10 protein-coding genes are annotated in these 13,330 nt (G+C 34.3%); 5 read left to right on the forward strand and 5 right to left on the reverse strand.

Features of this window, described 5'->3' with window-relative positions; all coding sequences use genetic code 11:
• Complete coding sequence (locus ACFSTE_RS01635; protein ID WP_176027874.1) at positions 1-1,077, reverse strand: FecR family protein; 1,077 nt, start codon at positions 1,075-1,077, stop codon at positions 1-3.
• Positions 1,078-1,296: 219 nt separating this feature from the next.
• Between ACFSTE_RS01635 and ACFSTE_RS01640 the strand changes: the two genes are divergently transcribed.
• Positions 1,297-1,920, forward strand: a complete 624-nt coding sequence (locus ACFSTE_RS01640) for an RNA polymerase sigma factor (protein WP_378258121.1) — start codon at positions 1,297-1,299, stop codon at positions 1,918-1,920.
• On the opposite strand, the gene ACFSTE_RS01645 is transcribed toward ACFSTE_RS01640, so the two are convergent.
• From ACFSTE_RS01645 to ACFSTE_RS01655, 3 genes are all read right to left on the reverse strand, one after another.
• Positions 1,871-3,184 carry a DEAD/DEAH box helicase gene (locus ACFSTE_RS01645; protein ID WP_378258123.1) on the reverse strand — a complete coding sequence of 438 codons (1,314 nt, stop codon included), beginning with the start codon at positions 3,182-3,184 and terminating at the stop codon, positions 1,871-1,873. The two genes, ACFSTE_RS01640 and ACFSTE_RS01645, sit on opposite strands and share 50 nt — an antisense overlap.
• 81 nt (positions 3,185-3,265) lie before the next feature.
• Entirely contained in the window at positions 3,266-6,064 is a 2,799-nt protein-coding gene (locus ACFSTE_RS01650) for a CHAT domain-containing protein (protein ID WP_378258125.1), read from the reverse strand.
• Positions 6,065-6,247: 183 nt separating this feature from the next.
• The gene (locus ACFSTE_RS01655) at positions 6,248-7,576 is read right to left on the reverse strand and encodes a S8 family serine peptidase (RefSeq protein ID WP_378258127.1); all 1,329 of its coding nucleotides are present in this window, start codon (positions 7,574-7,576) and stop codon (positions 6,248-6,250) included.
• Between the two features lie 205 nt (positions 7,577-7,781).
• Between ACFSTE_RS01655 and ACFSTE_RS01660 the strand changes: the two genes are divergently transcribed.
• Both ACFSTE_RS01660 and ACFSTE_RS01665 read left to right on the forward strand, forming a co-directional pair.
• Positions 7,782-8,318: an RNA polymerase sigma factor gene (locus tag ACFSTE_RS01660; protein ID WP_176027869.1), complete on the forward strand. Its 537-nt coding sequence runs from the start codon at positions 7,782-7,784 to the stop codon at positions 8,316-8,318.
• Between the two features lie 24 nt (positions 8,319-8,342).
• Complete coding sequence (locus tag ACFSTE_RS01665; protein WP_378258129.1) at positions 8,343-9,161, forward strand: tetratricopeptide repeat protein; 819 nt, start codon at positions 8,343-8,345, stop codon at positions 9,159-9,161.
• Between the two features lie 352 nt (positions 9,162-9,513).
• On the opposite strand, the gene ACFSTE_RS01670 is transcribed toward ACFSTE_RS01665, so the two are convergent.
• On the reverse strand, positions 9,514-10,413 hold the full coding sequence (locus tag ACFSTE_RS01670) for a DUF6607 family protein (protein WP_378258131.1): 900 nt from the start codon (positions 10,411-10,413) through the stop codon (positions 9,514-9,516).
• A 105-nt stretch (positions 10,414-10,518) separates the two neighbouring features.
• Between ACFSTE_RS01670 and ACFSTE_RS01675 the strand changes: the two genes are divergently transcribed.
• Together ACFSTE_RS01675 and ACFSTE_RS01680 are read left to right on the forward strand one after the other, a co-directional pair.
• The gene (locus tag ACFSTE_RS01675; protein WP_378297923.1) at positions 10,519-12,594 is read left to right on the forward strand and encodes a TonB-dependent receptor plug domain-containing protein; all 2,076 of its coding nucleotides are present in this window, start codon (positions 10,519-10,521) and stop codon (positions 12,592-12,594) included.
• Between the two features lie 12 nt (positions 12,595-12,606).
• Positions 12,607-13,245, forward strand: a complete 639-nt coding sequence (locus ACFSTE_RS01680) for an HmuY family protein (protein ID WP_378258135.1) — start codon at positions 12,607-12,609, stop codon at positions 13,243-13,245.
• The last annotated feature ends 85 nt before the right edge of the window (positions 13,246-13,330 follow it).

The raw sequence follows: 13,330 nt of genomic DNA on the forward strand, positions 1-13,330 counted from the left end.
TTACTTCATTGGCGGGCTGTTTTTATAATTAATGATTATTTTTTGGTCTTGCTTTATATATGTGAATTTGGTTGTTTCTTTTAGAACGTCTAATACCTCTTCTATAGAATCTTTAAGATCTAAAGAACCAGAAAAAGTAAGTTTTTCAATTTCAGGATGATCGCTTTCGATGTCAATGTTGTAATATCTGGATACCTTTTTGATAATATCAGATAAGTTCTTTTTGTGAAAAATAAAGACACCATCTCTCCAGGACATACATGCCAGAATATCTTCTTTCCCTCGGGTAATTTTTCGAGAGACTCTGTCATAAGAGATCTGATTGCCAGGTATAATTTTTAGAGAAGAACGCTTTCCGAAAAAATCAGCAGTACCATAATTAATTTTTACACTTCCGCTTTTCAAGGAAGTTTTCGTAAATGAGTCTTCGGGGTAGCTACTGACATTAAATACAGTACCGAGAACTTCTACATCATAGTCATGTGTCAATACATGAAATGGTCGTTCTTTATCATGTGCTACATCAAAAATAGCTTCTCCTGTCAGGTGTACTTCTCGTTTATCCTTTTTAAAAGTACTGGCATATGTCAATTTACTTCCAGAATTTAACCAAACTTTAGATCCATCCGAAAGTGTTAAAAAAGATCTTTTTCCATAAGGAACCACAATCGTATTAAATGTCTCTGTATGCGTATCGGTAGTTTCTGAAACTGCTACTTTTTTATTGTTAACCTGAATAGATTTTCCTGTTTTGGAATATGTAATACTAGGGTTTTCTTCATGTAGAGAAATTACTTCTTTATTATTTTGAATTACTTTGATGGTTCCATCTGTTAATGAAGCATTATTAATATTTGTTATCTCGACATATTGATATAAAGTATCAGATGACTTTTTATAATTATAGATAAAAGTTGCACCAATAAGAATGATAACAGAAGCGGCAGAAGAAAAGTAAAAGAAACGTTTTCTATTACGTTTTTCTTTTTGCTGTACTTTTCGAATAGAAGTGTTTATTCGATGTTGTAATTCCTTCTTTTCTTCTTTACTTATGATATATGTATGCTTTTTATTCACTAAGTTATTTTTATGAATTAATTATGTTAAAAAAAGATTAAAACAGAGGCTTTATATTAATAAAGCATTAAAAAATGAATTCATAGACAGCTGTTTTAATTTTTTTTTAAGAAAAATATATTTTTAATATGTTATTAGCATGTTTTTTTGTCTTTTTTGATTAAGTTTCTATCTTTAGGCAAAGATTATTAGAGAGTTCTTAGAAAAAGTGGGAGATTTATGGGAAATAAAATAGAACATGGAGTACGATTATGGAGAGAAATAAAGAAGGGTAATACCGTAGCTTTGAATGAGTTATATTGCCTGTATGTTGATTCTTTATTCTCTTATGGGATGAGGTATGTAAATAATCAAAATATTGTTAAAGATTCAATTCACGATCTTTTTTTGGATATTTATAAGTATAGGAAATCTTTATCTGAGGTTTCTAATGCCGAATATTATCTTTACAGATCCTTAAGAAGAAAAATAAGTAGACAAAGCAAAAGAGAAGTTAAAGAAATTTCTTCTGAGAATATAGTGTTTACTTTTACAGAAGAACGATCAATTGAAGATGTTCTTATCAATGAAGAAACAGTGGAGGAACATACCTCCAGATTATCTGATGCATTATGTAGGCTCCCTGAAAAGCAAAGAGAAGCAATTCAATATCGGTATCACAACGAAAAAACATACGAAGAGATCGCTGAAATTATGGGAACCTCTATCGAAACTGTAAGGACTCAGGTATACAGAGCGATAAAAAAATTACGTGTCGAATTAAAAGATATGGAATATAGCGAAGGAGTATATCTTATATTTTTGTTATTCGGACTTTCTTCTTTTTTAGTCTTGTATTATTGATTTTTTTTAGGAATTCCAGATTTTTTTCAGGATGTACGGCTACAAAAGCACAATCTTGCTTTAGCTCGATACCTCCCACCTGATCTTTAGACAGCCCTCCTTGTTTCATCAATAGCCCGGCGATGTCTCCTTTGGAGATTTTGTCTTTTCTTCCTCCTGAGATAAACAATGTTATCCAGTTGGATGGAAGTAGTGGCTGTGCATTGTTCTGTATAGTAATAACCTTATGATTGTGAATGAATTCAGGTAAATTGCTATCTGTCGTATCTATAATATAAGCTATTCCTTTATTGTGCATTCTCGCAGTTCTTCCATTGCGATGGATGAATTCTTGGCTTTTTAAAGGAAGTTGGTAATGTATGATAAACTGTAATTCTGAAATATCAATTCCTCTTGCTGCTAAATCCGTAGCAACAAGAATTTGATGGGTTCCATTTCTAAATTTAATTAAGGCTCTTTCCCGGTCTTTTTGTTCCATACCTCCATAAAAACATCCGTGTTGTATATGATTCTGTGTTAGGAAAGTGCTTACCTCCTGAATTGTATTCTTAAAATTACAAAAAACAATACCAGGCTTATTGCCGATATGAAAAATGAGGTCACGTAGGGTGTCTAGTTTTTTGTCAGAGGAAGTCGTTACCGATTGAATTGATAATTGCGTTTTTTTTTGATCCAGATAATTAATATATATCGGATCAGAAACTCCTACGAATGATGGAATTTGGGCTTCATGAGTAGCAGAGGTGAGCACTCGTTTTTTTAGTGCAGGGAGCAAGGAAATAATTTCTTTCATTTCTGATTCGAACCCAACTTCCAGTGCTTTGTCAAATTCATCAAGGACCAGTGTTTGTATATGCGTAGAAGTAAATGCTTGCCTTCTTAGGTGGTCTGCAATTCTTCCTGGAGTTCCAATCAATATCGCAGGGAGATGTTGCAGTTCTACTTTATCTTTAGCGATAGGACGTCCTCCATAAATAGCGTTGACTTTATATCCGGTTCCCATTTCCCGGCAAACTTGCTCTATCTGGATAGCTAATTCTCTGGAAGGGACTAAAATCAAAGCTTGAATTTGGTCATTGTCAGGAGTTAGTCCCCCAATAACAGGAAGCAAAAAAGCAATAGTTTTCCCTGTTCCTGTTGGAGAAAGTAAAATAGTAGATGCTGTGGAAGAGATAGCCAGCTTAGCTTCTTCCTGCATTGGGTTTAGCTGAGTAATTCCCAGTTTTTTTAAAACAGAGGATTGATCTTTCAAAAAATTTGACATGCCGCAAAGGTACTGTTAATTGCAGAAGAGAAGAAGTGTTTATTATAAAAGTAAAGGAGAGTTCTTCCAGATCAGATATTTTTATATAGAATTACTATTGTTACCTGCGTATTCCTGTTTTGAGTTCTTTTTTTTGAATAAAACATATCCTCCTATCAGGAGTAACAATAAAAGTATGCTTCCTCCGATAACTAAAAAATAAGAATAAGAAGGTGTGTGAAAAACATTTTTTTTCCTTCCGTTGAGAATAAGAGGAGCCCAGAAATATGGAGATAATTCACTAGCTTGATGTGTTTGGAGATATTGAAGTTTAGCCTTACGCAAGGCAGATGACTTGTCTTCTCCTTTTTTGAGAAACTGATAAAAACTGAGAATAATTTCATTGCTGGATTTCTCATTAGTGCTCCATAAAGAAGAAATAACACTATTAGCTCCAGCGTGAAAAAAGCCTCTCGATAAACTCAAAATACCTTCTCCTTGTTTCATTTCGCCAAGTGCTGTTTTACAAGCATCGAGGATAACAAGTTCAGCATTGCTTTGGATAAAGTATAGTTCACTCAACGACAAAGAAGCATCATGAAAAGCAATCCAGGGCTCTTTATTACTAACTGCATTGGCATGGGTAGAGAGATGAACAATACTATAAGGAGCAGCTTCCTTTATAAAATTGTTTTTTGAAGCTTTTTCTTTGGTAAATAGAGTGGTGGGGAACAAGCGACCGATTTCGTTTAATTTTTGTTCACTTCTACTTAAAGTGGTAAGCTTTTTATTTGAGAAACGAACCGGGGCAAAAGCAATAGCAGTAGGATTTACCGTGCTATCTTTTTGGGCGAGTTTGTGAAGTAAAGAAAACGAATATTGATAATGAATGTCTACATCATAGATTAAAAATGGTAACTGATTTGATTCTTTTCCTAAGTAGGTGATTAATGATTCGAAAGGAAAAAGGTGCAATCGATGGTCTGGTATAACAACGATCTTCTTTTCTTGTGCTATGGTTGCTCTGATTTCTACAGGAAATAATGCTTGGTATATAGCAAATGATAACTTCTTAAACGCTACACGTTCTTTTGTAGAAAAAATAGGTTTAGTAAAAAAAGGCTGAATATCCCGAAGGTTTTTATTTAGAGAAATGGCTTCTGGGATTTTAAAGAAATGTGTTTGATTTTTAGTAATAAACAGACCGTATCCAGAATCTTCTGAGAGCATGTATTGAATACTGTTTCCTGTGCCGTTTTGTATTTGTGTTCTATATGCTTGTAGGGAAATTATCGATTGTTTTTTTTGGAGCGCATAATATGCTGGGTACTGTTTTTTTAGAAAATCAATAAAGACCTCAAGTTTTTTTCTTTGTTGTCGAATATGCTGTAGTTTTTCTGATTTAGTTTTTGTAGTATCGGTATAAAAACTTTGTTCAGCTGCCAGGATATTGTGTTTTAATGTTTGCTCCTTTTCAATAATCTTTCTGGGTAGATTCGTTCTTTTTCTGGCTTCTTCTTTGGTAAGATTTTCTAGGAGAGACAAGGATTTGCTTTTTTCCATAAAGTAAAAAGCTTCTGCAGGTTTTTGAAGTAAGTAACAAACAGAGGTAGCCAGCATATACAAATCTACTCCTTTAGACCGCCAAAAATATTTAGATTGTTTTTCGGTGCTTTGAGATCGAATTGTATCAATAAGCATATCTGCGGTCTTAATGGTTTCCAGAGCGTATAATAATTGTTGCTTCTTCTTAGAAACCTGATAATAGGAGAGCCAGGCATAGGCTTTGTCCTTGAGGTCATTTACTAATTTCACCTTTTGAGGCGCCCGCAATAAAACTTCAGAAGAAGGGAGTTTTTTATAGTTGGGAAGAGAAAATAGGTTTGCTTCATAGGAGATTGCTTTTTGGTAACTTTGTAAGGCATCAACGTATCTTCTTCTGGATAAATAGAAATCTCCCAGATTATCATGGATCATAGAATTAAGGGTATCTTTTTCTAATGCTTTTTGATAGTAAGTATAGGCAGTATCTGACTCTTTGATCTTAAAATATGCATACCCGATATTGTTGTATAGTGTAGTGAGGTGGTTTGTCGTCATCTGATCGTGATCTAATGAAAGTGCTTTCTGATACCATTCGATTGCTTTTTTGTAATCTGAAAGCTCATCATAACAATGACCATATCGGTTGTAGATCGTAAGTTGTACACCTATAGAAGGCGTTCTATTGAGTTCTTTTATCGCTTTCTCGGCTTTTTGTAAAAAAAGAATAGCTTTTTTACTATATGTTTCCGATTCCATTTCTGAATAAACAAAAGAAAAACTCAGGTATATCTTGTATAATTGAGGCTGTAATGGAGGATTGTTAGCAACTAGAAGAGCTGCTTCTTCGAGGTAATGAAGGGCTTGATGATAGTCTCCCCAATCTACAAGAATAGAAACAATCTGCACATAGGCTTTGATAGTAAACCGATCTTTTTGCTCGTTATTAATCAATTGCTGATAGTGTCTAAATGCCAGTGAGTGCTTGTCATTTTTTAATAATATATATGCTAGATTGTTTAGGCTATTATTAAGTTTTGAAGGAAGGGAGTCTTTAAAAGAAGAACGTATTTTCACAGCTCTCCGAGTGTTTCTTACAGCATTTTCATAATCGCTATTTCTAAAATTGAAGATTCCGATTTGATGGTATAATTGTGCTGTAAACAGGGAGTCATCAGCTGTCTTTTTAGGAAAAGATAAAGCATGTAACTCTTTTGCTTTTTCAGGATACGATTTCGTTGTCGAAGTAGTAATCCGTTCATAGCTATTGAGAATTTCTTGTTGTAGAGGAGTGTTCTCTTGTGTGTATGATACATTATAAAAAAAACAAATCAGAAAAAAAGCAAATAATGAACGCATAATAAGGGTTTCATTAATCAATTGTAAATGCAATACTTAAATGTAGGCATCTTTTTTAACTAAAAAAAGAAACACCCTTCCACACTGTTTTTTTTAAACCCGCATGTTCGGGATGGGCTGATTAGCCAGTTACTTAAAAAAAAACGGTCTAGAAGAGTGTTCTTTTATAATACGCTTAGTAGTTTATTCTACTATCACATTGTATTTTGTAAATGTAGGGAAAGAAACAGGAGTTCCGTTGGTATATATTCTGTTTGTTATTTCCAAAGGGGTTTCGTTAAAATCAATTTTGTGTTTTGCTGCTTTAACGGCTACAAAGGGAGCTGCAAAAGAAGTTCCATATGCATAAGAAATATCTCCCAGATTATCTTCTATAGGGACTGCAGTACCTAGTGAAAGAAAATCCACGCTGTTTCTTCCGTAGTTAGAAAACGAGACTTTCCCATCCTTTCCTTCATTAAAACTTCCTACAGCAATGACATTATCAAAGGGGTAAGCAGAAGGGTAGTGGGGATAGAAATCAGTATTTTTATTACTGTTTCCGGCAGAGGTGATATGGGTGATGTGTGTGTTTTCTGACATAAGTTTAGGGAGTAAAACAAATGGAGTGTTATACCAGCCAAAACTCATATTGATGATACTTACCGATTCTTTTTTTGAGGCATAAATATAGCCGCAGATCAGGTCAAAATAGGAACCTTTTCCTTGATCATTCATTACTTTGACAGGGAGAATCTGATAATTGTTGATCTGTTCATTTTCCATATTAGTAATGATAACATTAGCAACTTTTGTTCCATGACCGTGATCATCGAAGGTATCAAAATCATGATTGACAAAATCCCAACCAGAAATCTCTGTTTGTCCGTTATATGAGCAGGGGGTTCTTGGTCTTTGTGAGGATTGCACAAAAGGGGATTGATTTCTTCTTACTCGAATATCTGTATGTAGCGTTGTCGTATTTCTTCCCGGATTGTATAGAAATGGAGTAGAGACAGGAAGTTTTTGTAAGTGAATTCCTGTGTCCAGAATAGCAATTGTTATTCCTGCATTATTTGCTTTGGTTCGAGATCGAATAAGATCCGGAGATTGCGAATAAGGAATCCAGCCTGTAGTAACAGCTTCCATAAGATAAGAAAATTCATTATCGACACTTTCTATTCCAACGTCATCTTGCGTTATTTGACCTTTCCTACCTTCTATATCGATGCCTTCTTTGAATTCCCATTTTTCTATTTGTTGATTAGAACAATTACATGTTTGATAGGTTTTTACTTCATATCGTTGTCGGATGGCTTGTTTTTGAACGGTAGAAACCCCTTGTTTAAACTGAACAATGAGCTCATTTGAAGATTCAATAGGAAGATTTTGGAGTGGTGCATTTTTTGAAGATTGATTTTCAGGTGTTTTTGGAATTGATTTGACTATTGGTTCCTGTAATGGATCCCGACTACAACCGGAATACAAAAACAATAGAATCAAGATACTTACAAGAGGGGTTAAACGTGTCATTGTTGTTTAGTTTATATGGAGTTACTGTTTTATATAATAGTGTATGAACTATTAGTTCATTACCCGATTTTTTTTATCTTGTTTGTGTAATAACAAAGTTAAAATCGGTTAAGTGAAAGCTCGATAGGGGATGGTAAATATAGTGTATTTATTTTCAAGTATTTAGAGAGGTGTTGGGCAGCGTAAATAAATTTATAAGAAATTAATGCAATCAGGAAATCGTTTTATAGAAGCATTATTGAAGGGGGATAGTGTGGTGATCTCAGAAATATATGAGAGATTCTTTCCTAAGGTTTTACAATTTATTCTTCAAAATAAAGGATGCCATGCCAGAGCGAAAGATGTTTTTCAGGAATCTTTAATCAGTATCATACTTGCAGTAAGGGAGCGAGGGTTAGAAATAGATAATTTTGAAGCCTATTTGTTTACCGTAAGTAAAAATATGTGGCGAAGAGAACTAGAAAAGCAAAAAAAATGGGTAATAAAAGATAAAGAGGTTGCACTAGTAGATAAAGATACGGATATGGCAATGTTTGCAGTAGAGCAAAAACGTTTTGAACTGTATCAGGAACAATATGATCAGCTGTCAGAAAATTGCAAAGAGTTACTTTCGTTGTTTTTTAATGGAGTTTCTTATCAGGAAATTATCAAAGAGTTTTCATATGCGACAATTAATACAGCGAGACAACGAATCTTTAAGTGTAGAAGTAAATTAATGAAACTAATAAAATCCAAGATGTGATTTTCTATAATTCGAAGAAAGAATATGGAATACGATGAAACTGTATATAGAAAGATTGATGCTTACATCCGAGGGGAGCTAAGTGAGGATGATAAAAATGCATTCGAAGAAGAAATGGAAGCAGATATTAGGCTAAAAAAAGAAGTCATGATGCAGCTGTCTGTCAAAGATGTTGCTACGGATAATGGATGGAACCTCATAGAAAAAAAAGAATATAAAGAAGAGATTGATGCTGTTGTGAGCTATAGAAGAAGCGAAGTGTATGAAAGAGATATTCAAGCTGTAAAACAAGGAGGGAAAAGATATTTTGAGAAGGAGGAAAACCAGGGGAGACAAAAGAAAAAAAAGTATCTGTATGCTCTTTTAGGAGCCGTAGGAGTAATTATTTTCTTTTTTGTTACGCTATTCACAGGAGAACCTCAAACATCAGAATTATATGCTATGTATAATGAGTGGGATAATTTACCCTCGTTTGTTACACAAGGAACTCAAAAAAACATATTGATAACCGGGGAGCAGGCCTTTACAGAAAAAGAATATGAACGGGTTATAGCAATATTTACGGATGTAGTAGAGACCAATAAAACAGATCAGTTACCTTATGTGTTAGCGTATTTAGGAGCTTCTTATCTGGAGCTGGAAGCATATGAAAAAGCAATAACTGTTTTTGACCAGTTGTTAGAGACAGAAACTGTAGAAAGTAGTAAGGCTTATTGGTATAAAGCAATGGTGTACTTGCGAAAAGGAGATGTGGAGAATGTAAAGAAGCAGTTGCATTTGATTCTTAATGACCCAGAAAACTACAACTTTGACAAAGCAACGGAGCTATTAGAAGAATTATAAGGAAAAACAAGAACAAAGTTTACCGGTTTGATAAAAGTAATGCCCATTACCTGGGGTACGGGCATTAACTAGGTTTATTAGTGATAAGGCTGTAATGACTTTATTATCTTAACTTATGTATTGCAGAAGGAGTATTATTTGTAAAATCTAATCATAACCGTTTTCCTCCTAAAAAAAACAACCGTATCAACGTTTAATAAGTGCCAAATATATCTAAATCGCTTGTTGAGATGTATAGGTGTTTACACCTGATTTATAAAATTAACAACCCAAATAATTAATTAAAACTATTCGGGTTGTAACGTTATAAAAAAGTATGGCGTTTACTTATTATATAAATCGGTTTTGATCATTATTGTTGAACGACAAAAGAATCAATAATGTCACTTATTTCTTTATCTTTAGCTGTGGCTTCCAAGTCGAATAAGTATTTGTAAAGCCTCTTGTTTTTTACTTTGGCAGATAGTGTTAAGTCTTTGTTTTTGCTAAAAACTGAACTCCACTTATTCCTTACTTTTTTCCAAACTTCTGTGTTTTCTTTCCACCATTTCTGAGCAGCTACACATTTGCTGTCATCAACTTTTGTATAAGTGTTAAGTCCAAACTCTTTTGCCAAAACAATATCTTCTTTGTTTGATGCTCTGATCACTTTATCATTATTCTGTAAATGATTCCATCCGGTTTTGGTGATTTCATGTCTATTTCCTCTAACAGTCACATTATAATCACTTCGTTTGGTATACTCTCTTCTTGGAAGAGGGGCACTAGTTCTGTTTTCCCAAAAGCTTTTGCCATCTACATGAACCCAGGTAGCAGACCCTTCATATCTAGGACTATCATCTACCTGAAATACCCTCTGAGTCCACTGACCTTTTACAGCCTCCGGAGATAATTTATTGAATTTCCAGTTGTTATTTGCATTAAATAAATATTGATCTGTATTTTGAAATAACCAATCTTGTCTCCAGTGTTTAATCACCATCGTATCATTGATCACTAACAAATGTTGCATGGCAATTTTATCATCAGCGTCTTCAACCAATTGTACCCATTCAATTGCTTTGGCATGTTTTTTCTTAGATGGCTTATAAGTCGAATCCTTGGAATAGGAAAATGTTTCGGCAAAATTAAAACCAACTTCATAACAACCGCACATGTCTTTAATGGCTTTTTGGTCTTGTTGTTTTTTTGTTTGTGCATTGATCAATGCTAGTGCACAGAAATAGATACTGATGAATGCTACTCTTTTCATCGGGGGTTTTTTTAAATGTTATTTCGGTACAAAAATATTAAATTTATTTAGATTTATTTAAAATAGAGAATATATTTGTAGCCGAATTTATGTCTTTATAACCCCGTGAGATCATTTTTGTTTAGTATATCGTTGATTATTAGTTGTTTTTCTTTTTCTCAGGAAGTTCAAAAAAAAACAGACTCTACCCATATTCAGGAACAAAAACTGGAGGAGGTTATGATTACAGCTACGCGTACCTATCGACAGGTTTCTTCCCTTCCTTTACCTGCTCAGATTGTAACCAAGAAAGAAATAGAAGCAATTAACTCAGTACGCTTAAGTGATATTCTTAACGAACAAACAGGGGTAATTACTATTCCTGATTTTGGAGGAGGAGAGGGAGTGCAAATGCAAGGTTTTGATTCTCAGTATATCTTGATCTTAATAGATGGAGTACCTCTTGTAGGGCGTTCGGCAGGAACGCTGGATATGAATAGAATAACATTAGGTAATGTTAAACAAATAGAGGTCGTCAAAGGAGCTTCTTCTAGCTTGTACGGATCAGAAGCATTGGGAGGAGTAATCAATATCATTACAGAAAAGAAGTTTGATGGATTACATGGAAGTGTGAATTATCGTTTTAGTGATTATAATGTTCACGATGGAAATCTCGCATTGGCATATGGAGCAGATAAGATATCTGTCAAAGGTTTTTTTAATCGTTATAGCAGTGATGGATATGATCTGAACCCTTTAGATATAACAAATACAGTAGACCCTTTCTCCAATTATACTATCAGTTCTCAATTGCGTTATGAGTGGTCAGAAAAGACAGCCATTCTGGTTTCGGGAAGATACTATGATCAGAAACAAGAGGTAGTCTCTTCTGCTGGAAATGAAGGGGAAGGGAACTTAGAAGAATGGAATGCACGTGTAAAGATCAGCCATTCTTTTTCTGAAAAAACAAAAGGATATCTGGATATATATAGTACACAATATAAAGCCGAAGAGTTTCTACAGGGTACTAACGGAGAAAAACTGGATGAGAGTTTTTTTGATCAACGATTACAGCTTCCCGAAGCTAGAATGACGTATACAGTGAATAAAAACCATTCATTTATAGGAGGGGTAGGATGGAAGAATGAACGACTTGAGCGAACCAGTTTTTCCGATAATCCTGAGTTTAATTCCCAGTATGTATACGTACAGTATGATGGGCATTTTTTTGGAAAATTGAATGTAATTCCCGGATTTAGGTTTGATAACCATAGTGAATATGCTTCTCATTTTAGTCCCAAAATAGCTTTGCGATATAATATCTCTGATAGAGTAGCAGTAAAGACCAGTGTAGGGGTAGGTTTTAAAGCACCGGATTTCAGACAATTGTATTTTGATTTTACAAATTCTTCTGTCGGGTATACTGTATTGGGCTATAATGCTGCTCCCACAAGAATTAGAGAGTTACAAGCTCTGGGTTTAATCAACAGAATTGTAATCCCGCTTACTGAATTTGACGGAAAACTAAAATCAGAAAGCTCAGTGAATTATAATCTTGGACTTGTTTATAAACCTATAGAAGGGCTATCAGTTGATATCAATGCATTTCGTAATGATCTGAAAGATATGATAGAAACTCAGGTAATAGCGAATAAAACAAATGGTCAGAACGTATTTAGTTATCAGAATATTAGCAAGGTATATACCTATGGGATAGAAACAAATGTAAAATATAAAATATCTCCTTCTATTCTATTTACTGCAGGATACCAATTATTGTATGCCAAGGATAAAGAAGCACAGGAGGCTTTTGAAAATGGTCAGGTTTTTGCCAGAGACCCGGAAACGTTGAGTGCTTTTCAGTTATCAGAGAAAGATTATTTCGGTCTGTTGAACAGGTCTCGTCATATGATTAATGGAAAAATCTTTTATACCCACCCCAGATGGAAATTAAATACCAATATCAGAGCGACCTATAGAAGTAAATATGGACTTTTTGATTCGAATAATAATACCTACCTGGATGATTATGATGTGTTTGTCGAGGACTATGTGATTTTGGATTGGGCGATTAATAAGACAATTTATGAATCGTATACAATGAGTTTTGGGGTGGATAATATATTCGATTATACAGATGCAGCGAATATTTCGAATCTTCCTGGAAGAATGGTTTATGGGAAAGTAATGTTTAAATTTTAATTTTTATTATATATGAGAACGACAGTTTTATTAGGAATGTTATTGCTTTTTGTAGGCGTAACTTCATGTAGTAGTGACGATGATGCTGCACCATTAATGGAAGTAGAATCAAGTAAGGCGTCTAATATTCATGCTCCTCAGCAAGGAGGACAAGGAAAGCCGGTTTCCGGACCGTTTACCAAATTTGATTTTAAAACAGGTAAGATAACTACAAGTGACCAGGAATGGGATATCGCTTTTAGAGGAACAACTATTATCGTTAATGGAGGAGCTCCTTCAGGGACAACTGATGAGCCTGCTAGATCAGGAGAAGCGGCTGCCTATATAACATCAGGAACCTCTTTAGCAGGTGTAACCTCTGTTGATACATCAAAACTGACTCAGGATGGAGCTGATGGTTTAGCTATTTCAACGGGATCCGGGGAAGGATGGTATACATACGATTCTACTACTCATATTGTCTCTCCAGTAGTAGGAAAAGTATTAGTAGTAAAAACCCGTGATGGGAGATATGCTAAGCTAGAAATCCTAAGTTATTATAAAGATGCACCAGCTCCGGCAGATTTAACTCAGGAAATTATATTGGGTAGTAGCAGATATTATACATTTAACTATGTGTATCAACCAAATGACGGAGTAACGACTTTTTAATATTTGATAATAAATATCATTGTAATTAAAACAATCAGTTAGGGACATCTTAGCTGATTGTTTTTTTTGATAAAGAGTCAAGCCT

Origin of the sequence: Aquimarina hainanensis (assembly GCF_042684685.1) — a bacterium.
GTDB classification, from domain to species: domain Bacteria; phylum Bacteroidota; class Bacteroidia; order Flavobacteriales; family Flavobacteriaceae; genus Aquimarina; species Aquimarina hainanensis.